21 protein-coding genes are annotated in these 18721 nt (G+C 73.4%); 12 read left to right on the plus strand and 9 right to left on the minus strand.

Annotated features, from left to right (window positions below; genetic code table 11):
* Window positions 1-481 precede the first annotated feature (481 nt).
* From C3492_RS13025 to C3492_RS13050, 6 genes are all read left to right on the plus strand, one after another.
* Entirely contained in the window at window positions 482-1669 is a 1188-nt protein-coding gene (locus C3492_RS13025; RefSeq protein ID WP_103811912.1) for a lycopene cyclase family protein, read from the plus strand.
* A gap of 66 nt (window positions 1670-1735) precedes the next feature.
* Window positions 1736-2455, plus strand: coding sequence for a class I SAM-dependent methyltransferase (locus C3492_RS13030; protein WP_103811913.1), 720 nt, complete (start codon window positions 1736-1738; stop codon window positions 2453-2455).
* The gene (locus tag C3492_RS13035; protein WP_103811914.1) at window positions 2452-4023 is read left to right on the plus strand and encodes an FAD-dependent oxidoreductase; all 1572 of its coding nucleotides are present in this window, start codon (window positions 2452-2454) and stop codon (window positions 4021-4023) included. Before C3492_RS13030 ends, C3492_RS13035 begins: the two co-directional genes overlap by 4 nt.
* 151 nt (window positions 4024-4174) lie before the next feature.
* Window positions 4175-4627, plus strand: a complete 453-nt coding sequence (locus C3492_RS13040; RefSeq protein ID WP_103811915.1) for a hypothetical protein — start codon at window positions 4175-4177, stop codon at window positions 4625-4627.
* A gap of 84 nt (window positions 4628-4711) precedes the next feature.
* A complete protein-coding gene (locus tag C3492_RS13045; RefSeq protein ID WP_103811916.1) occupies window positions 4712-5185 on the plus strand; it encodes an MSMEG_6728 family protein in 474 nt (157 codons plus the stop codon).
* Window positions 5186-5306: 121 nt separating this feature from the next.
* Window positions 5307-5771 (plus strand): hypothetical protein, encoded by a 465-nt coding sequence (locus tag C3492_RS13050; RefSeq protein ID WP_258055670.1) that lies wholly within the window; start codon window positions 5307-5309, stop codon window positions 5769-5771.
* Window positions 5772-5861: 90 nt separating this feature from the next.
* Here C3492_RS13050 and C3492_RS44590 read toward each other — a convergent pair whose 3' ends face one another.
* From C3492_RS44590 to C3492_RS13080, 7 genes are all read right to left on the minus strand, one after another.
* Window positions 5862-6023 (minus strand): hypothetical protein, encoded by a 162-nt coding sequence (locus C3492_RS44590; protein ID WP_165951812.1) that lies wholly within the window; start codon window positions 6021-6023, stop codon window positions 5862-5864.
* A gap of 108 nt (window positions 6024-6131) precedes the next feature.
* Window positions 6132-6344 (minus strand): helix-turn-helix domain-containing protein, encoded by a 213-nt coding sequence (locus tag C3492_RS13055; RefSeq protein WP_103812025.1) that lies wholly within the window; start codon window positions 6342-6344, stop codon window positions 6132-6134.
* Window positions 6345-6577: 233 nt separating this feature from the next.
* Entirely contained in the window at window positions 6578-7189 is a 612-nt protein-coding gene (locus C3492_RS13060) for a hypothetical protein (protein WP_308461144.1), read from the minus strand.
* A 241-nt stretch (window positions 7190-7430) separates the two neighbouring features.
* Window positions 7431-8000 (minus strand): hypothetical protein, encoded by a 570-nt coding sequence (locus C3492_RS13065; RefSeq protein WP_181140353.1) that lies wholly within the window; start codon window positions 7998-8000, stop codon window positions 7431-7433.
* Window positions 8001-8189: 189 nt separating this feature from the next.
* On the minus strand, window positions 8190-9026 hold the full coding sequence (locus tag C3492_RS13070; protein WP_103811919.1) for a rod shape-determining protein: 837 nt from the start codon (window positions 9024-9026) through the stop codon (window positions 8190-8192).
* Window positions 9023-9397, minus strand: coding sequence for a TraR/DksA C4-type zinc finger protein (locus tag C3492_RS13075; protein ID WP_103811920.1), 375 nt, complete (start codon window positions 9395-9397; stop codon window positions 9023-9025). The genes C3492_RS13070 and C3492_RS13075 overlap by 4 nt, the downstream gene beginning before the upstream one ends.
* 46 nt (window positions 9398-9443) lie before the next feature.
* Window positions 9444-9755, minus strand: coding sequence for a TraR/DksA C4-type zinc finger protein (locus C3492_RS13080; protein WP_103811921.1), 312 nt, complete (start codon window positions 9753-9755; stop codon window positions 9444-9446).
* Between the two features lie 336 nt (window positions 9756-10091).
* Between C3492_RS13080 and C3492_RS13085 the strand changes: the two genes are divergently transcribed.
* The 6 genes from C3492_RS13085 to C3492_RS13110 all read left to right on the plus strand — a co-directional run bounded on the left by C3492_RS13085 (window position 10092) and on the right by C3492_RS13110 (window position 16386).
* Window positions 10092-11045: a sensor histidine kinase gene (locus C3492_RS13085; RefSeq protein ID WP_103811922.1), complete on the plus strand. Its 954-nt coding sequence runs from the start codon at window positions 10092-10094 to the stop codon at window positions 11043-11045.
* 2 nt (window positions 11046-11047) lie between these two features.
* A complete protein-coding gene (locus tag C3492_RS13090) occupies window positions 11048-11752 on the plus strand; it encodes a response regulator transcription factor (RefSeq protein WP_103811923.1) in 705 nt (234 codons plus the stop codon).
* A gap of 286 nt (window positions 11753-12038) precedes the next feature.
* Entirely contained in the window at window positions 12039-12338 is a 300-nt protein-coding gene (locus tag C3492_RS44595) for a hypothetical protein (RefSeq protein WP_181140340.1), read from the plus strand.
* A 331-nt stretch (window positions 12339-12669) separates the two neighbouring features.
* Window positions 12670-14925 carry a protein translocase subunit SecD gene (gene secD, locus C3492_RS13100; protein WP_103811924.1) on the plus strand — a complete coding sequence of 752 codons (2256 nt, stop codon included), beginning with the start codon at window positions 12670-12672 and terminating at the stop codon, window positions 14923-14925.
* A 254-nt stretch (window positions 14926-15179) separates the two neighbouring features.
* A complete protein-coding gene (locus tag C3492_RS13105) occupies window positions 15180-16109 on the plus strand; it encodes a serine protease (RefSeq protein WP_103811925.1) in 930 nt (309 codons plus the stop codon).
* Window position 16110: 1 nt separating this feature from the next.
* Complete coding sequence (locus tag C3492_RS13110) at window positions 16111-16386, plus strand: carboxypeptidase regulatory-like domain-containing protein (RefSeq protein ID WP_181140341.1); 276 nt, start codon at window positions 16111-16113, stop codon at window positions 16384-16386.
* A 347-nt stretch (window positions 16387-16733) separates the two neighbouring features.
* On the opposite strand, the gene C3492_RS13115 is transcribed toward C3492_RS13110, so the two are convergent.
* Together C3492_RS13115 and C3492_RS13120 are read right to left on the minus strand one after the other, a co-directional pair.
* The gene (locus tag C3492_RS13115; RefSeq protein ID WP_103811927.1) at window positions 16734-17621 is read right to left on the minus strand and encodes an MBL fold metallo-hydrolase; all 888 of its coding nucleotides are present in this window, start codon (window positions 17619-17621) and stop codon (window positions 16734-16736) included.
* A gap of 111 nt (window positions 17622-17732) precedes the next feature.
* Window positions 17733-18713 (minus strand): NmrA family NAD(P)-binding protein, encoded by a 981-nt coding sequence (locus tag C3492_RS13120; protein WP_103811928.1) that lies wholly within the window; start codon window positions 18711-18713, stop codon window positions 17733-17735.
* Between the last annotated feature and the right edge of the window lie 8 nt (window positions 18714-18721).

Consider the following 18721-nt stretch of genomic DNA (forward strand, 5'->3'; position numbering starts at 1 on the left):
CGGCCGGCCTCCTGCGCGCCGGAGCCCGCCGGCGACGGGCTCCCTGCGGATGCCAGGTCCTGTCCTCGGCCCCGACCCGGCCCGGGGCGGGGGTGCCTATCGGCCGTCGCGTCACCGGTGGCGGAGGCGGGCGGCGGGCTCCCTGCGGATGCCTCCCGGCGCACCCGGACGGGGGATCCCGACGGCAGGGCCGGGCGCGGGGCGGGCGGTGGCGTGACTGCATGGTGTTCCTTCGCCTGTGTGGGGCGCATCCTGTTCCTCTCGTCGTGGTCACCAGCGGTCCGTCACCACGTCTCCGCCGCGTGCACCGGGCGGGCCCGCGGCACCGGCCTCGGCGCGGCCGGCCGTCTGCGGCGATGCCTTCCACATCGCCGACCCGTCGTGACCCCCGTGTGCCGCATCCGGGTGACCCGCGTCCGTGCGGGCACGTCGGCGGGAAGAGACGCAGGGCACGTGCACGCACAGCACGGAAGGAGCCGACGTGTTCGAGGCGGAGGTGGCCGTTCTGGGCGGCGGAGCCGCCGGCCTGTCCCTGGCCCACCGTCTGGCCGGGCACGCGCGGGGGCTGCGGACGCCGTCCGTCGTCCTGGTGGACGCGCCGCCGGGCCCTCTGCGCGCGCCGCGCCGCACCTGGTGCTTCTGGGAGCCGGGCCACGGGCGCTTCGACGGCGCCCTGACGGCCTCCTGGGGGCGCCTGCGCGTACGGCCCCCCACGGGCGAGCCGATCGAAGGGAACCTGGCGCCGCTGCGCTACAAGATGATCCGGTCCGACGACTTCGAGGGCCTGGTCGGGCGGGACCTGGCGCGCAGCCCGAACGTGCGGCGGCTGGAGGCCACCGTCGAGACGGTGGAGGACGTCGAGGGCGGAGCCCGCGTCCTGGCGCGGGGCGCCGACGGAGAGGCCCGGGTGCTCACCGCCCGCTGGGTGTTCGACTCCCGGCCGCCCGGCAGCCTGCCCGCCGCCCGCACCACACTGCTCCAGCACTTCCACGGCTGGTTCGTCCGCACCGCACGACCGGTCTTCGACCCCGGCACCGTCGACCTCATGGACTTCCGCACCCCGCAGCCCGCCGACGGCCTCTCGTTCGGCTACGTCCTGCCCGTCGGACCGCACCAGGCCCTCGTCGAGTACACCGAGTTCTCACCCCGGGCACTCACCACCGCCGGTTACGAGGCGGCGGTGCGGCACTACGTCGACGACGTGCTGCGCCTCGGCGACACACAGGTCCTCGCCACCGAGAAGGGCGTCATCCCGATGACGGACGCGCCGATGCCCCGGCAGGTGGGAGCCTCCGTCTTCCGCATCGGTGCCGCAGGCGGCGCCACCCGCCCGTCCACCGGCTACACCTTCGCCGGTCTGCAACGCCAGACGCGGTCCGTCGCCGCCGCCCTGCGCCGGGGACACCGGCCGGTGCCGCCTCCCGCCCACTCCGCCCGGTCCCGCGCCATGGACGCCGTACTGCTGCGGGCCCTTGCCACCGGCCGGGTCGACGGTCCCGCACTGTTCTGCGGCCTGTTCGCCCACGTACCCGCCCCGAGGCTGCTGCGCTTCCTCGACGGACGCACCCGCCTGCGCGAGGACCTGGCCATCGGCCTGCGCACCCCGGTCGGTCCGATGCTCCGGTCGGCGCTCGAACTGCCCCTCCTGCCCCGCCGCCCCTTCGACTGACCCACCGGTCCCGCTTCGCCGCCCCCGCGACTGATCACCCCCCGACCGCACCGACCTGGAGACCGCATGACGCTGCTGCGCGACGAGGACCTCACCGCCGCGTTCGACCACGCCGCCCGCGGCTACGACGCGCTGGTGGCCGCCAACCCCGGTTATCACGCCCACCTCCGGCGCTCCGTACGCCGTCTCGGCCTGCCCGGGTCCGGAGCGGGCCTGCGCCTGCTGGACCTCGGCTGCGGTACAGGCGCCTCGACGGCCGCGCTCCGCGCCGTCCTGCCGGCCGCGCACATCACCGCCGTCGACGCCTCCGCCGGCATGCTGCGGCGGGCCGCCGCCAAGCCCTGGGCGGACGAGGTGACCTTCGTGCGGGCACCGGCGGAACGCCTGGCCGAGGCAGGGGTGACCGGTCCGTTCGACGCGGTCTTCGCCGCCTACCTGCTGCGCAACGTCGCCGATCCCGACGCCGTCCTCACCGCCGTACGGGACCTGCTCGTCGCCGGTGGCCGGCTCGGCGTGCACGAGTACACCCTCAGCGGCCGACGCGTCGACCGAGCGGTGTGGAGCCTGGTGTGCCGCGGCCTCGTACAGCCCGTGGCGTCCGCCCTCGGGGACGGCGGGCTGTACCGCCATCTGTGGCGCAGCGTCATCGAGTTCGACACCGTCGAACGCTTCGCCGCGCGCGTCCGCGCGGCCGGCTTCGAACGCGTCCGGGCCCTGCCCCTGCCGGGCTGGCAGACCGGCATCACCCACACCTTCGTCGCACGGCGCGCGGAGCGCGCGCGATGACCGCCGCCGAGGCGCCGGACGGTTCCCGGCGGGGCCGGGACCGGCGGGCCCGGATGCTGCCGGCGCCCCCCGGCGGGCCGCGCCCCGACGGGGCCCGACCCAGCACCGCCGTCGTCGGCGGCGGCATCGCCGGTCTCGCCGCCGCCACGGCACTCGCCGAACGCGGGGTGGCCGTGACGGTGTACGAGCGGCAGCCGTATCTCGGCGGGCGCGCCGGAGGCTGGCCGACCACCCTGCGCGACGGCACCCCGGTGACCATGAGCCGAGGTTTCCACGCCTTCTTCCGTCAGTACTACAACCTCCGCGGACTGCTCCGCCGTACCGACCCCGGCCTGCGGCGGCTGACCGCACTGCCCGACTACCCGCTGCTCCACGCCGGCGGAACGCGCGACAGCTTCCGCCACGTCCCGCGCACCCCGCCGTGGAGCGCGCTCGGCTTCGCCGCGCTCAGCCCCGCCTTCACCGTGCGGGACCTGCGTCGCATGGACCCGGTCGCGGCCCTGCCGTTGCTCGACGTCCGGGTCCCCGGCATCTACGACCGGCTCGACCACGTCAGCGCCCATGCGTTCCTCGACGCCGTCCGCTTCCCCGAGCAGGCCCGGCACCTCGCCTTCGAGGTGTTCTCGCGCAGTTTCTTCGCGGACCCCCGGCAGCTCTCGGCGGCCGAGATGGCGCTGATGTTCCACATCTACTTCCTCGGCTCGGCCGAGGGCCTGCTGTTCGACGTACCCCGCGCGCCCTTCCCGGCCGCCCTGTGGGAGCCCCTGGCCGGCTACCTGCGGCGGCACGGCGCCGAGGTGCGCACCGCCACGGCCGTCGAACACATCACGCCGCGGCGCACCGGCGGTTATCAGGTCACCTCCGCCCGGGACGAGCGGTACCACGACAGCGTGGTCCTCGCCCTGGACACCGCGGGCCTGCGCCGCCTCGTCGCCCGCTCGGACCTGCTGGGGGACGCCCCGTGGCGCGAGCGGATCGCACGGTTGCGCAACGCCCCGCCGTTCCTGGTGACCAGGCTCTGGCTGGACCGCCCCGTGGCGCCCGGCCGACCGGGATTCCTGGGCACCGGCGGATTCGGGACCCTGGACAACGTCAGCGTCCTGGAGCGCTGGGAGGACGAGGCCGCCCACTGGGCCGCACGCACCGGGGGGTCCGTGGTGGAACTGCACGCCTACGCGGTGCCGGCCTACGCCGCCCGGGACGTCGAGGAGAAGCGCCTGATCGAGCAGATGCACCGTGTCTACCCCGAGACGCGCGACGCCACGATCGTCGACGCCCGCCACGAATGGCGCGACGACTGCCCCCTGTTCCCGGTGGGCGGTTACGGAGACCGGCCGACCGTCCGCACCCCGGACCCGGGTCTCGTGGTGGCCGGTGACATGGTCCGCACCGGCCTGCCCGTGGCGCTGATGGAACGGGCCGCGACGGCCGGCTTCCTGGCGGCCAACGCCCTGCTGGAGCGGTGGGGGGTGCGGGGGGTGACCCTGTGGACGGTTCCACCGCACGGCCGGAACGCCGTACTGCGGCGACTGGCCCGAGCCGCCGCCCGGGCCTGGGGCACCCGGTGAACGCCTGTCGTCGGCTGGGTGTCCCCGGGGAAGCGCACGGACGCGCCGCACGCGACGACCCGTCACACGTCCGGCCCACGCCGCACACGGTCACCCGGCGCGACGGGAAGGGATGCGGGGACCGAAGGCGCCACAGCACCCAGGGAGTGCCATGAACGAGTACCAGGGCCGGCCCGACCACCGGTACCGCCGCCCGGAAGGCGTCGACGACCTGACCGTCGAAGCCCTCGGATCGCTGTCGAAGGCCCTGGAGACCACGGAGCGCGCCCGCGGCCACCTGTACAGCTTCCACCAGCTGACCGGCGGGGCCGACCTCGAACTGGAACGGGCGGTACGGCTGTTGCGCGAGGCCGGGCACACCGAGTGGGCGGCGAAGGCCGAGGCCGAGATCCTGGGGCGCGACGTCATCCCCGGTCACTGGACGTTCCAGATCGTCGAGGCCTACAACGACACCTACTACCGGCCGTTCCAGGAACTGGAACGCAGTGTGGTGAACGCACTCGCCCAGGGCCGGGACCACCTGTACGAGGCGGAGATGAGGGAGGCGCGTCGCGCCCTCGGGCACCCCGGCCACACGGCGGGTCCCCCGGCCGCGGACGGCTGACCGCGGCCCGCACGGACCGAGACCGCCGGGCCCGTTGGCCCCCCGAACTCCCCTACGCGCTCAAGGACTTCCAGGACGGCGCCCATGCAGACGTTCCTGCCCGATGCCGACTTCCGGCGCTCCGCCCTGATCCTGGACCGTCGCCGCCTCGGCAAGCAGCGGGTCGAGGCACTCCAGGTCCTGCGCGGCCTGACCGTCCCCGGATACGGCTGGCGCAGGCACCCGGCCGTGCGCATGTGGAGCGGATACGAGGAGGCCCTGGTCCGCTACGGACTCGAAGTGTGCCGGGTCTGGCGCGAGCAGGGACACCAGGACAGCTGTGCCGCGTCACTGGTCGCCGGGTACGCCGCAGGCCGTCCGGGCGCACACGTACGCGATCAGCCCGCTCTCGCCGCGGCGGGCGAACTCCCGCCGTGGCTCGGTGACGAGGCCTTCCACCGCAGCCACCAGTCCGCGCTCGTCCGCAAGGACCCGGACACGTACGCACCCGTGTTCCCCGGCGTCCCGGACGACCTGCCCTACGTGTGGCCGTCCTCCGACCGGGAGGCGGGGAGGTAGACGAACGGCTTCGGTGCTCGGAGGTGCCGAACACCTCCCAGGTGTCCAGGGCCCCTGCGGGTCCTCCACGACGACGGACCGGGTTGTCCGTGCGCCGGGCACCGACCGCTACCCTTCTGGCATGTCATCGTCAACACCACCCGCTCGCGGCGCCCCCTCGGGCAACCCCGGCCCCGACCCCGTCCCCACCGCCCCGGCCCGCCGGGTGCACCCCTCCTTGGCCGCCGCCCTCGTCGTGGGGTTCGTGCTGGGCGCGGGCGGCGTCGGCACCGCCTGGGCGCTCAGCGGCGGGGACGGCTCCGCCGACAGCGGCGCGGCCGGCGACGCCCGCCAAGCCTGCGACGCCCTGCGGGGCTTCGACGAGTCGGACCTCGCGGCCGACGGGGCCAAGAGGGAAATCGCCTTCGACCGCCTCGGCGCCGCCGCCGTGCTGTCCACCGCGGCGGCCGCCGGTGATCGCGAGTTCAAGCCGTTGGCCGAGGCCATGAGCCGGGTGCAGAACCGGCTGCTCCGCTTCGCCGACCTCTCTGAGCCCGAGGCGCAGAAGGAATTGAAGACCGCCCGGTCCGTGTGCGCCGGTCTTTGACCCCGATCTCCGGGCCGCTGTGCTGCCCGTGACCGACCCGGGCTGCGACTCGTGGATGGCGCGCAGCGGCGGGCCGTTCATCGGCGTGGGTCACATTCCTGACCCCGACCGGCGGGCGCGCAGCTTGCCGAAGAGCCGCTGGGCCTGGGCCCGACGGCGCGGATCGGCCGCGGTACGCCGTACTTGTTCGATCGTGCGCCGGCCCTGCGGACTGTTCGCGAACTGCTTGAGTCGCTGGAGTACTCCGGACATGACACTCCTTTCGGCAGGGTGCCCTGCTCTCGTTGGGGCCCCACGAGGTTCGGCTACCCGGAACTCATGGGTCCAGCCTCGCGCGGTACACCGATGTCGACGTGGCCGTCATCGTGTCGAGTGGGCGCTGCCGGCGCGGACATCGCCTCCCCGCGCCCTGAGGGGCGCGCCGGCTTCGGTGAGCACACGGTGCACGAAGCCGTACGACCGGCCATGCGCCTCGGCTATGGCGCGGATCGACTGCCCCTCGCGGTACTCCTTGGTGAAGGCTTCGGCCAACTCCTTGCGTGCGCTGCCTGTTATCCACTTGCCCTTGTGCACGAAGAATCTCCTCCCGCTCCGCGGAAACGTGATCACCGGATTCCCGCGTCCACGCGACTCATGCGGGCGAGCCTCGCCGAGTGCGGGAGCCGCGGCGCGCAATGCCGTGGCTGACCGACCGTCGATCCCCAGTCGGCCCGGAGGCCGCGACGAGGGCGCGCACGGGAGAGGTTGCCGAAATCCCGGTTCGGCAGCGCCGCGTCCAGGAGCGAGCGGAAGCCGGCGTACCCGCTTCACGACCCGTTCCCGCAGTCACCGCCACAGGAGCCCGACCACGTGAGCAGGGCAGCGTTTCGGGACGCACGATCACCCCATCGGCTCGGCCACGGCTCCTCCGTCGGCCGCGCCACTGCCCGCCGACGCGGGGTCTGGTCGTCGGGGACGTGCGGGGAGGGGAAGCGGAACGGTACGCCGAGGTGGTCGGCCAGCGCCCGGCCGGCCTCGGCGGCGGCAGTGCGCGGAGGGGAGCCGTCACGACGGTGGTGGACGGTCGCCAAGTGGCCGTCCCCGTCCGGATCCTCCAGGACCGCGATCAGCACCACGAACCAGTCGTGCACCGTGTCGCCGTCCCACACAGCCTCGATCGCGGCCACACGGCCCGGGAGAGCCGCGGCACGGGCGGCGAGTGAGGGCACGTCGAGCGGATCGGGGGGTGTGCGCCGCACCTGGTCGGCGAGAGCCTCGTACCGCGCATGGACCACCCGCTCCGCCTCGGCCAAGCCCAGCCCCAGCGGGCGCAGGGCGTTCCATACGGACCTGACCGCCGGCAGGCGGCGGTCCCGCAGCACTTCGGCGTCGACCTCTCGGCGGGTCCGTTCCTCCAGAAGGGGCCACCAGCCGCTCACCGGTTGACCGGCCGGAATCCCCGGATGCGTGTCATGGGCTCGAACGTACGCCAGGCCGCCGCCCGTGACGCAACCGAGTTCCGTGATCAGTGGTCTTGCCCCGTCCCGGAGTTCGGCGAGCTCGTACCTCTCGGCGGCCACTCGGCCGAGTGCTCGGCGGCGAGCGGCCGGAAGTCGGCGGCGAAAGCGGGAAGGGCTTCGTGACCGTGCGGGGCGTTGGACCCCTCGGCCCGGCCGTGACCTACGGAGACGTGGTCCAACGCGGTGCCGTCCGGGCCCAGGCGGTGTCCCACGCGGCGAGGTTGCGGCGCAGGATGACGCGACAGGTGACGCCGTAGGCGGCGGCCGCGGTGGCGTGGACGCCGAGGGCGGCGATGATGGCCGATCCCATGGCGCGGCTGCGGACCTCGCCGGGGCTCAGCGGTGGGTCCGTGATCTTCCCGTCGGTGCCGACCCAGACGCGGACGGCGCTGCCCTTGGGCAGCGCGGGCCGGACATCGGCGGTGGCGGTGCGGGTGCGCCCGTGGGGGTCGGTGAAGCGGACCTCGGCCGGGTAGCGGGTCTTCCTGGCTTCGGCGGAGCCGGGTTCGGGGTGGCGCCGGGCGTCCTGGAGGAGGACGGCGGTGGTGTGGTGACGGGTGGCGGCCTGGTGCTGGGCGGCGTGGGCGTAGTGGCGGTGGGCGGCGTCGCCGACGAGGACCATGACGGCAGGGGTGGCTGCCGGCGCGGCCAGCAGCAGGACGAGACCGATCCACGCCTGGACCAGGTCGTTGCGGCGGCACAAGGGATTGCGTCTCAGGCGCCGGAGCATGACCACGGACAACTCCTCGTGAGGTGGCGGACGCGGCCGGGCACGTGTCCTCCTTCCGGCGGCGGACGCGGCGGATGCGGAGCCCGGGGAAGCGGGGGGGGCGAACGCGACGCGGCGGACGTACCGCGCCAAGTCCCGCGGCCCCGGGACGATCCGCACGCCACAGCCTCGGGCTCACGCCGAGCCCGCTCACACCGTCCGGTGGGGGCGGACGGCCGGCGGGAGAGGGTCGGAGGAGGCGGAGGGGTGGGTGTGGGCGGCTTGCAGAAGCCTGGCGGCGCCGCGAACCGATGCGGTGTGCGGAGCCGGGACCACGCGCACCGGCATGTGCCGCTGCTCGGTGAGGTGGCGGATGACCTCGGGACGCAGGGCACCGCCACCGGCCAGCAGGATGCCGCGGTGCACCGCGTCGGCGGTGAACGAGGTGCGGTCCTGCCGCAGCATCGCGGTCACCATCGAGGCCACCACCCCGGCGATCTCCCCGGGTGTGGTCGTGTCGTCCAGATCGCTGGTGCCCAGGGCGGTGCGGCGCGCGTCGGTGATGTCGCCGTCACCCAGCAGCACCACCTCGGTGAGGTGGGCGCCGATGTCCACCACCATCAGCGGACGGGACATGTCCGCCCCGGCCGCCACGGCGATGGCACGGGCGCCGGGCACCGTCAGGACGCTGTGCGGCCGGAGCACGTCGACCGCGGTGCGGGCCTGGGTGCGGTAGGCGAGGCCGTCCAGGACGGGCGCGGTGACGATGACCATGGGGCGGGCGGAGCGGGGCAGACGGTGGGCGAGGAGGCGCTGCAGCATGCGGGCGCACTCCGGGGTGTCGATGATGGTGCCGCGCTGGACGGGGTGGACCGCGCCGGCGCCCGGGAAGGTCACGGTGGGTACGTCGACGACCACACCCTTTCCGGCGATCCAGGCGCGGGTGCGGGCGCTTCCCATGTCCAGGGCGATGCCGCAGCAGCGCCGGCACAGCGGCCAGGGCCGGTGCCGGGCAGCGGTCGTGCCGGAGTGGTCGACGCCGGTCATGGGATCGCCTCCCTGACCTGCTGGCAGCGGGCGCAGTAGCGGCACTGCGGCACGATCATCAGCCGTTCCCGGTCGATGGGGCGCCGGCACAGGTGGCAGGTGCCGTACGAGCCGTCGTCCATGCGTCGGAGGGCCGCCTCGACGTCGGCGAGAACCATGCGGGCGGACGCGGCGAGCTTGACGCGGACCTCGATCTGCGCGGCGGCCTGCCGCTGCAGCCGGTCCTCGGCGCGTGAGGTGACCGGTCCGGCGAGCTGCAGCAGTTGCTCCTGGCGGAACCGGCACTGCTCATGAAGGTCCCGGCGCAGTGCGGCGAGGTCCTCGGCCGACAGGTGGGTCGTGCTCTGGCCGATGGTCTGGTGGTTCACCACTTCACCCCTTCGAGGGCAGAGGGCGGGAGGTCGGCGCGGGCGGTGGTCAGGTGGCTCGGCGCTGGCAGGCGACGCAGCACCGGGTGTAGGGGAGGATCTCCAGCCGTTCCGCGGGGATGGGCTTGGCGCAGTCCTGGCAGGTGCCGTAGGTGCCGTCGTCGATGCGGGTGAAGGCTTCTTCGATCTCCTTCAGGGCCCGCTTCATGGCGGCCCTCTGCTCGGACAACAGGTACGCGTCCGTGGTCTGCCGGGTCTCGTCGAGGGCTCGCAGCTGGGCCAGCCGGGAGACGCGGGCGTGCTCCAGGTGCCGCCGGGCCTCGTCCGGATGGGGTTCGGCCCGGGTGACGTCGAGTGACATGGTCAGTCCCTTTCGCGGCGGCGCACAGCGCGGCGGCGTTGCCGAGCCGACGCTTCTCGTGGGCGGTGATCGTGTGCCTCCCACCATGGCCGGTCCGGCGGCGGACACCTATCGGGCGCGGGCCCCATCTACGCCGGGGCACGGGACCCATACGGACCGACCATGGGTGGCGCGCACCCCGGGAAATGGGGTCCCGGCCCCATCGACGCGGCACGTGGGACGGGAGACGCTGGCCGCAGGCGCACCCGAGCGCCCCGGTACCGTGGACGCGGTGGGGCTGCGCGATGGCCGACAGTGGAGGTGGAGCGAGGTTGTAGAAGGGGAGGCGTTGGGCCGGTGTCCTTGTTCTGGCGGATCTTCGCCCTGAACGCCGTCGTGCTGGGCACGGCGACCGCGCTGCTCCTGTGGGCTCCGGTGACCGTCTCGGTGCCGGTCCTGCTCACCGAGGCCGTCATCCTCGTCGGCGGCCTGGCCGTGATGCTGGTCGCCAACGCCGCGCTGCTGCGGCTCGGCCTGGCCCCGCTCGACCGGCTCACGAAGCTGATGACCACCGTGGACCTGCTGCGCCCCGGCCAACGTCTGCCCGCTTCCGGAGGCGGCGAGGTCGCCGAGGTGATCCGCACGTTCAACGCCATGCTGGAGCGGCTGGAGCACGAAAGGGCCACCAGCAGCGCCCGGGCCCTGCTGGCCCAGGAGGCCGAACGCCGCCGTATCGCCCAGGAGTTGCACGACGAGGTCGGCCAGAGCATGACCGCGATCCTGCTGGGACTCAAGCGGGCCGCGGACGAGGCGCCGGCGGCACTGCGGGAAGAGCTGCACGAGGTGCAGGAGATCACCCGGGAGAGCCTCGACGAGGTCCGTCGCCTGGTGCGCCGGCTGCGGCCCGGCGTGCTGGACGACCTGGGCCTGGTCAGCGCGCTGACCTCGCTCACCGAGGACTTCGCCACGCACACCGGGCTGCGGGTCAGCCGGCGCTTCGACGCCGACCTGCCCGCCCTCGCGCCGGAGACCGAACTGGTCCTCTACCGCGTCGCCCAGGAGTCCCTGACCAACGTCGCCCGTCACGCGGACGCCCAGCGGGTGACGGTCGCCCTGCGCCACGCCGACGACAGCGTGGTGCTGACGGTCACCGACGACGGCTCCGGCATCGAGGCCCCTCGCGAAGGCGCCGGCATCCGCGGGATGCGCGAGCGGGCCCTGCTCATCGGGGGCAGCCTTGAGATCACCCCGGCACCCGGTACCGGCACCCGGGTCCAGCTCACCGCGTCCGTTCCGAGGAAGCAGCCCTGACCATGCCCGACGACGCCACCACTTCCCCGACGGGAACGCCGCCCTGGAGGGCCTCCCGCAGCACCATCCGCATCCTGCTCGCCGACGACCACGCGCTGGTCCGCCGGGGTGTGCGGCTCATCCTCGACCAGGAACCGGACCTGGAGGTGGTCGCCGAGGCCGGTGACGGCGCCGAGGCCGTCGAACTGGCCCGCACAAGTGACGTCGACCTGGCCGTCCTGGACATCGCCATGCCGCGCATGACCGGCTTGCAGGCCGCCCGGGAACTGGCCGTCCTCAAGCCGGGTCTGCGGATCCTGATGCTCACCATGCACGACAACGAGCAGTACTTCTTCCAGGCTCTGAAGGCCGGTGCCAGCGGGTACGTGCTGAAGTCGGTCGCCGACCGGGACCTGGTCGCCGCGTGCCGGGCCGCGATGCGGGACGAACCGTTCCTGTATCCCGGCGCGGTCACCGCCCTGATCCGCAACTACCTGGACCGGGCCCGGCGCGGCGAGGAAGCCCCCGATCAGGTCCTCACCCCCCGCGAGGAGGAGGTCCTGAAGCTGGTGGCCGAGGGGCACTCGTCCAAGGAGATCGCGGAGCTGCTGTTCATCAGCGTCAAGACGGTCCAGCGGCACCGCGCCAATCTGCTGCAGAAGCTCGGTCTGCGGGACCGCCTGGAACTCACCCGCTACGCCATCCGTGTCGGCCTGATCGAACCCTGAGCTTCCGTCCGGTCCCCGCCGGCAGCCGCCCGCTCCCGGACCGGACACCCGCGCCCGCACACCACGAGGAGAGGGGACGGGGCATGCACCACCCTGCGCGCACCACCCCCTGCCCCGGCAGCGCCCGCCACTCTGCCGTCGCCGCGCTGGCGGTCGTCCTGACGCTGCTGGCCACGGTGGGCCTCGCCGGCCCCGCGGCGACGAGGGGTGTGGCGGCGACGAGTGGCCCGGTGGCGACGAGTGGTCCGGCGGCCACGACTGGTCCGGCGGCCACGAGTGGTCTGGCATGGACGACCGGTCTGTCGGCCACGACCGGTTCGGCGGCCACGACCGGTTCGGCGGCCACGACCGGTTCGGCGGCCACGAGTGGTGTGGCGTCGACGAGTGGTCTGGCGTGGACGACCGGTCTGTCGGCCACGACCGGCTCGGCGGCCACGACCGGCTCGGCGGCGACGAGCGGTCTGGCGGCGACAAGTGGTCTGGCGGGCACGACCGGCCTGGAAGCGACAAGCGCCCCTGCGGCCGTAGCGGCGGCGGCAGCGGGTCACCACCGCGACGCCGGGCTGCACGCCGACGACGGCTGTGACCCCGTCTGCGACGACGGCTGTGACCCCGTCTGCACCGTGCGGGCGGCATCACGCCAGGAGCAGCACCGCGAGCATCCGGCTCCGCGCTGCCACCTCGCCCTCCGCCCCCGGAGCACGACCGTTGCCCCGCCCCGCCCGGCGCGGCCCACGGAGTCGACCGGGCACGTCCCCTCCTCGAACTCTCACGCACCCCGTGACCGTGGACGGGCACCGCCTGTGGCCTGAGGCACCTGACACCCCCTCATTTCCGTTCACCGCTCACCCCGCCCCCGGTCAGCGGCCACTCTCCGGCCGCCGCCGTGGCCGTGGTGTGCCTGCCGGAGGCCCCCGTTGACCCGTTCCCCGCGGGTGAGAGCGTCGCTCGCCCTCGCCGTCATCGCCGTTTCCCTGTACATCGCCGTCACCGTGCCGGTCCGCCTCGGACTCGACCTGCGCGGCGGCACCCAGATCGTGCTCCAGACCCGGCCCACCGCCGCCACCGACACCGACCGCGCGGTCACCGACCGCACCCTGGAGGTGCTGCGCGGCCGCGTCGACGCGCTCGGTGTCGCCGAACCCACCCTCGTCCGCTCCGGCGACGACCGCATCCTCGTCGAACTGCCCGGTGTACAGGACCCGAAGAAGGCCGTCGCCGTCCTGGGCCGCACCGCGCAGCTCACCTTCCACCCGGTGCTCGGCACCGCTGAGCGCGCGGACGACGGCTCGCGGACCCTGCCGAAGAGGCCCCGGCAATCCGTTCTGCCCGATGAGTCCGGCACGCCGCTGCGCCTCGGTGCCGCGGCTCTCACCGGCGCGCACGTCAAGGAGGCCGCCGCCCGCTTCGACCAGCAGGGCGGCGCCGGATGGCACGTCACCGTCGGCTTCGCGGGCGCCGGCCGTGACGGCTGGGCCCGGCTGACCGGCGAGGCCGCCTGCCATCCGCCGGGCGACCCGGAGCGGCGGATCGCCATCGTCCTCGACGGCAAGGTCATCTCCTCACCGCAGGTCGCCCCGTCCGTCGCGTGCCGGACCGGCATCCGCGACGGCGCCACACAGATCACGGGCTCCTTCGCCCCCGAGGAAGCCCGCGAGCTGTCCCTGCTCATCAACGGCGGAGCCCTTCCCGTGCCGGTCGAGACCGTCGAACAGCGCACCGTCGGCCCGACCCTGGGCGCGCGGGCCATCACGGCCAGCGCCTGGGCCGCGGCCATCGGCACGGCGCTGACCTCGCTGTTCATCATCGTCGTCTACCGGCTGATGGGGGTGCTGGCCGCCGTGGCCCTGGTCTGCTACGGCCTGGTCGCCTACGCCGCTCTGGCCGTGCTCGGCGCCACCTTGACCCTGCCCGGCCTGGCCGGCTTCGTCCTGGCGATCGGCATGGCCGTGGACGCCAATGTGCTGGTCTTCGAACGGGCCCGCGAGGAGTACGCGGCCCGCCGCCGCCCCAGTGCCCGCTCGGCGCTGACCGCCGGGTTCCGCAACGCTCTCAGCGCGATCGCCGACTCCAACATCACCACCCTGATCGCGGCCGCCCTGCTGTTCTTCCTCGCCTCCGGGCCCGTGCGGGGCTTCGGTGTCACCCTCGGCATCGGCGTGCTCGCCTCCATGTTCAGCGCCCTGGTGATCACCCGCGTGCTCGCCGAGTACGCCGCCGGCCGCCCCGGACTGCGCCGCCGCCCCCGTCTCACCGGCATCGCGACCACGGGCGCCGTCCGCGACCGGCTCACCCGGCGCGCCCCCCATCTCATGCGCCACCCGCGCCGCTGGCTGGCCACGTCCGCCGCCGTGCTCGTCCTGGCCGCGTCGGGCATCGCGGTGCGCGGCCTCGACCTCGGTGTGGAGTTCACCGGTGGCCGCCTCATCGAGTACCACACGAGCGCGCCCGTCGATGCCGACCGGGCCCGCACCGCGCTCGCGGAGGCCGGCTTCCCCCGGGCCGTCGTGCAGTCCTCCGGTGACAGGGGCCTGACCGTGCGCACCGATGCGCTGACCGACGCGGAGGAGACCGAGATCACCGGCACCGTAGGCGACCTCGCGGGCGGGGCGGACAAGGTCCGCGACGAACTGATCGGCCCCAGCCTCGGGGACGAGCTGCGCCGCGGTGCCCTGATCGCGCTCGCCGTCGCCCTCGGCGCACAGCTCGTCTACCTGACGGCGCGCTTCCGCCTGCTCTTCGGCACCGCCGCGGTGGCGGCCCTCGCCCACGACGTGGTGATCCTCGTCGGCGTCTTCGCCTGGCTCGGCAAGCCCGTCGACGGGGTGTTCCTGGCAGCCCTGCTCACCGTCATCGGCTACTCGGTGAACGACTCCGTGGTCCTCTTCGACCGCGTCAGGGAACTCGCCCGCAAAGCCACCGGAACACCGCTGGCCGACATCGCGAACCAGGCGATCGTGCAGACCCTGCCCCGCACGGTGAACACCGGCATGGGCGCCGCCTTCATCCTCACCGCCCTCGCCGTGCTCGGCGGATCCTCGCTCACCGACTTCGCCCTGGCCCTGCTCATCGGCCTCGCGGTCGGCACGTACTCCTCCGTCTTCACCGCCGCTCCGGTGGCCGTGGAACTCCACCGGCACGGCGACCGGCCGCGCCCACCCGGTCGCCCCTGAACCTGTCCAGCGGGTTCCCAGCCGTCGACGCGGTGGTGACAACCGTCGGCGCGATCGCCCGAAGCCCGCTGGTGCGTCACCACCCTGACGGACGTATCGTGACAAAGGGGGCGTCAAGGGGGACGTCAAGTGGCGTTCTCATCAAGCCGGTCCACTCCTTTCCGTCCCCCCTTCAACAGTCCATCCCTGGACGTTCGGTCGGCGTTCGCCGGTGGATCGCGACGCGCCGGCCTCTGCAGGAAGGCCTTCGGAACATGACACGCGATCAGCACACCTCTGTCTCCAACCAGCCCGAGGAACAGTTCGCCCTGACCGCGGAGCAGGCTCTCTTCCAGCCCCCGTCGGAGGGCGTGGAGGGCACCGCGGCGCAGGCAGGCTCCAACGGACTGGAACAGGTCGAAGGGTATGTGCGTCCCGAGTACGACAGGATGCCGGCCGAGGCTTGGACCCCGCCGACCGCGGACCTGCCCGACATCGGCGTGGCGTCGTTCGGTCCGCCCCGGCCGGTGGCCGAGACCGTCCACCTGCCGGACGACAGAGTCCAGATCACGAACACGGTGGACTATCCCTGGCGAGTGCACGCGTCCCTGCTCATCACGGCGGCGAACGGCGACCGGTACATCGCGACCGCCTGGTTCATCGGGCCGCACACGCTCGCGACCGCCGGCCACGTGGTGTTCATCAACCACCCCGGTCATCCCGACCACGGCTGGGTCCAGAGCATCCAGGTCATGCCGGGCCGCAACGGCTCGACCCTGCCCTTCGGCTCCGTCACCAGCACCAACTTCCGCTCCGTGAGGGGATGGACCGAGTCGGGCGACGAGAACTACGACTACGGCGCGATCATCATTCCCACAGAACTGGGCTCCACCACCGGATGGTTCGGGTTCGGAGCATGGCCGGACGCCGATCTGCTGAAGACCACCGGCAACATCTCCGGCTACCCGGGCGACAAGCCTCCGGGCACCCAGTGGTACGACGCGCGAGGCATCAGTTCGGTGAACCCGTTGAAGGTGTACTACGACATCGACACCGCCGGCGGGCAGAGCGGCAGCGCCGTGTACCGCGTCATCAACGGCAGCCGCTACGGCATCGCCGTGCACGCCTACGGCGGTGCGACCGTCAACTCCGGGACCAGGATCACGCAGCCCGTCTACGACAACCTGGTCGCCTGGAAGGCCTGAGGTGGCGCACGGCGATCACTCCGTCCACCTGATCACCGGGGTCGTGGAGGACACGACGACGGGCAGGCCGGTCCCGGAGGCCAGTGTGTATCTGACCGCCGGTCCGGGGCCCTACCCCGACATCGCCGCGTTCTCCGGGGCCGACGGCAGCTTCACCCTCTCCGTACGGGGGGCGGGCGTCTACACCCTCCAGTGCCGCACCCCGGACGACAGGACCGGCGAGGCCACGGTCACCGCGCAGGGCGACAGCCCGACGCGAGTCCGTCTGCGCGTGTGAGACAGGGGAGGGCCCCGGTGAACGCCGGGGCCCTCCCCTGTCGGGGAGCTCACCGCCGACGGCCGACCGGGGCGCCATGGGCGTGCGCCGGCGGAATGCGGCCTCCGCGCCCGCTCCCGGTACGCCCACGGCGACGCTGTCCCCGCCCGCGAACACCGCCGGCGACCGCTGCGCACGCGCGAGCAACTCCTCCGCGCCCTCGTGTCCGCCCCGTTGGGCGCGGCTGGTGGAGACGACGTCGGTGCACCTTCACCGTGGGCTGAGCCGACGCGCCACCCCGCAGGCGCCACGCCGCGAGCCTGGCGCCGGCGGCTTCGGTTCAGGGGAGGTCCGATGGTGGGGCCCGGCTACGGGATCAGCGGCTTGAAGTGAACCGGTACCCAGTCGTAGCCGTCACCGGCGCGGCGGAGGTGGCCGAGGCCGGGGAAGGGCAGATGGGCCGCTGCGACCCACCATCCGCTGGTGGCCACTCGGTCGAGCACCCCCGCGCGTGCGGCGACAGCCCCGGCTTCGTCACTGTCGATGGCGATCGACACGTGAGGACACGGCAGTTGGACGATGTGGCTGTGGACGGTGTCACCCCAGAAGAGCACTGGTTGGTCGTCTTCACCGAACAGGTAGCCGCTGTGTCCTGCGGTGTGCCCGTGCTGGTCGAGGGAGCGCACGCCGGGCAGCGCGTCCAGGCCGTCGAACGCGTCGAGCCGGCCGGCCCTGCGGTAGGGGGCCAGGGCGGACGCCGCGGACTCGTGGATCAACTTCCGGACCCCCTCGGCCCGCGCGTGCTCCTCGTCGAGCCAGTAGTCGACCTCGCCGCGGGCGACATGGACCGTGGCCCGCGGGAAGACGGGCTCGCCGTCGTCCGTGGCAAGACCGCCGCAGTGGTCGGGGTGGAGATGGGTGATGAGGACGTGCTCGATGTCGTCGGCCGCCACCCCGGCGGCGGACAGTGCCTCAAGAAGGTGTCCGGCGGTGGGGCCGAGCGTGTTGCCGCTGCCGGCGTCGACGAGAACCCGCTTGCCGTTGTGCTCGACGAGGAAGCCGATGACGGCCGTATGCGGATCGCCCTCCTCCGGCAGGTACGCCTCGGTGAGGCGCCGGCGTATCTCGTCCTGCGGCTCGCCGTGCAGGTCCTCGGCGAGAATGGGGACGTATCCGTCGTACAGGGCTGTGACCAGAAGACTGCCGAGACGGAACCTCTGGAAACCGGGTGCCTGGCGCGGCGACGTGCGGGACATGGGTGTGCTTGCTCCAGTGGGGAGTACGTCGGTCGGTGAGGGTGACGCAGGATGCGTCGAGGCCGCTGAGCATGATCGGGGTCGACTGTGCCGGGTGGCAGGGGAGGAGGCTCAGGCGGTGGCGGCGGCGAGGAACTGTTCCAGGGTGGTTCCGGTGGTGATCGTCCGGCCCGTGCCCAGCAGCCGGATGCGTCCCTGGGCCACATCGAGCGTCATGTCGACGATTCCGTCGGCCATGTGGGCGCTGAACCCCGACTCGATCAACATGCCACGCACCTCGTCGCGGGACCGGGGGACGTACCGGGCGTCGTCGGCTCCGACGGCGGCCCCGATCACGCGGGTGGCCTCGGCCAGGGTCCGGTAGGCAGGGCCGGCCACCTCGACCGGGCCGGGCAGGAAGGGGCGGTCGCCGCGCAGGAACTCCGCGGCGACCTGCCCGATGTCCGCGGCGGCGATCATCGGCAGGGGAAGGTCCGGAGGAACGAGACCACCGGTGGTGCCGGTGGCCTTGATGGAGGCGATGTCGGTCCGCAGGTTCTCCATGAACGAACCCGCCCGCAGGTGGACCGCCGGTACACCGGTGGCGTCGATCGCTTCCTCCAGCCGCTTCAGCCCCCAGACCGGCCCGCGCGCACCCGGATGGTTCGCGGCCCAGCCGCTCAAGGTCACCACACGGCGAAGGGAACCGCGCCGGTACGCCTCCCGCACGGCCCGCGCCTGAGCCGTGATCAGAGCCCGCTGATAGGCCGGGAAGTCCGTACTGGTCGCGAGGATGCCCGGCGCCAGCATGACGAACGCGCCGGTGGCGCCGTCCAGGGCCGCGGACAGCCGGTCCGCGTCGTCGAGCGGGCTGACGTGGGTCCGGGCACCGTGCTCGGCGTACGGCTGAAGCCGCTCGCGGTCGCGGCCCACGGCCACGACCGCCGAACCGCGGTCCAGGAGAGCCCGGACAACGGCGGACCCGGTGTCGCTGGTGGCGGCGGTGACGACGAACAGATCCCTTTCCGCCCCGGCATGTCGCGCGGAGACGCTTGCGGAAGTGGTTGCGGGGGTGCCTGCGGAAGTGCCTCCGGAGGAGTGCATCACGTTCATGACCCCAC

Source organism: Streptomyces sp. Ru62, assembly GCF_002920615.1.
Taxonomy (GTDB): Bacteria; Actinomycetota; Actinomycetes; order Streptomycetales; family Streptomycetaceae; genus Streptomyces.

What these genes read in the sequence shown, in the direction of transcription:
- C3492_RS13070 (WP_103811919.1), bottom strand. Translation starts at nt 9,026, where the DNA reads ATGACCGGCGTCGACCACTCCGGCACGACCGCTGCCCGGCACCGGCCC.
- C3492_RS13115 (WP_103811927.1), bottom strand. Translation starts at nt 17,621, where the DNA reads ATGTCCCGCACGTCGCCGCGCCAGGCACCCGGTTTCCAGAGGTTCCGT.
- C3492_RS13120 (WP_103811928.1), bottom strand. Translation starts at nt 18,713, where the DNA reads ATGAACGTGATGCACTCCTCCGGAGGCACTTCCGCAGGCACCCCCGCA.
- C3492_RS13080 (WP_103811921.1), bottom strand. Translation starts at nt 9,755, where the DNA reads ATGTCACTCGACGTCACCCGGGCCGAACCCCATCCGGACGAGGCCCGG.
- C3492_RS13040 (WP_103811915.1), top strand. Translation starts at nt 4,175, where the DNA reads ATGAACGAGTACCAGGGCCGGCCCGACCACCGGTACCGCCGCCCGGAA.
- C3492_RS13090 (WP_103811923.1), top strand. Translation starts at nt 11,048, where the DNA reads ATGCCCGACGACGCCACCACTTCCCCGACGGGAACGCCGCCCTGGAGG.
- C3492_RS13065 (WP_181140353.1), bottom strand. Translation starts at nt 8,000, where the DNA reads ATGCTCCGGCGCCTGAGACGCAATCCCTTGTGCCGCCGCAACGACCTG.
- C3492_RS13050 (WP_258055670.1), top strand. Translation starts at nt 5,307, where the DNA reads ATGTCATCGTCAACACCACCCGCTCGCGGCGCCCCCTCGGGCAACCCC.
- C3492_RS13105 (WP_103811925.1), top strand. Translation starts at nt 15,180, where the DNA reads ATGACACGCGATCAGCACACCTCTGTCTCCAACCAGCCCGAGGAACAG.
- C3492_RS44595 (WP_181140340.1), top strand. Translation starts at nt 12,039, where the DNA reads ATGGACGACCGGTCTGTCGGCCACGACCGGTTCGGCGGCCACGACCGG.
- C3492_RS44590 (WP_165951812.1), bottom strand. Translation starts at nt 6,023, where the DNA reads ATGTCCGGAGTACTCCAGCGACTCAAGCAGTTCGCGAACAGTCCGCAG.
- C3492_RS13035 (WP_103811914.1), top strand. Translation starts at nt 2,452, where the DNA reads ATGACCGCCGCCGAGGCGCCGGACGGTTCCCGGCGGGGCCGGGACCGG.
- C3492_RS13045 (WP_103811916.1), top strand. Translation starts at nt 4,712, where the DNA reads ATGCAGACGTTCCTGCCCGATGCCGACTTCCGGCGCTCCGCCCTGATC.
- C3492_RS13030 (WP_103811913.1), top strand. Translation starts at nt 1,736, where the DNA reads ATGACGCTGCTGCGCGACGAGGACCTCACCGCCGCGTTCGACCACGCC.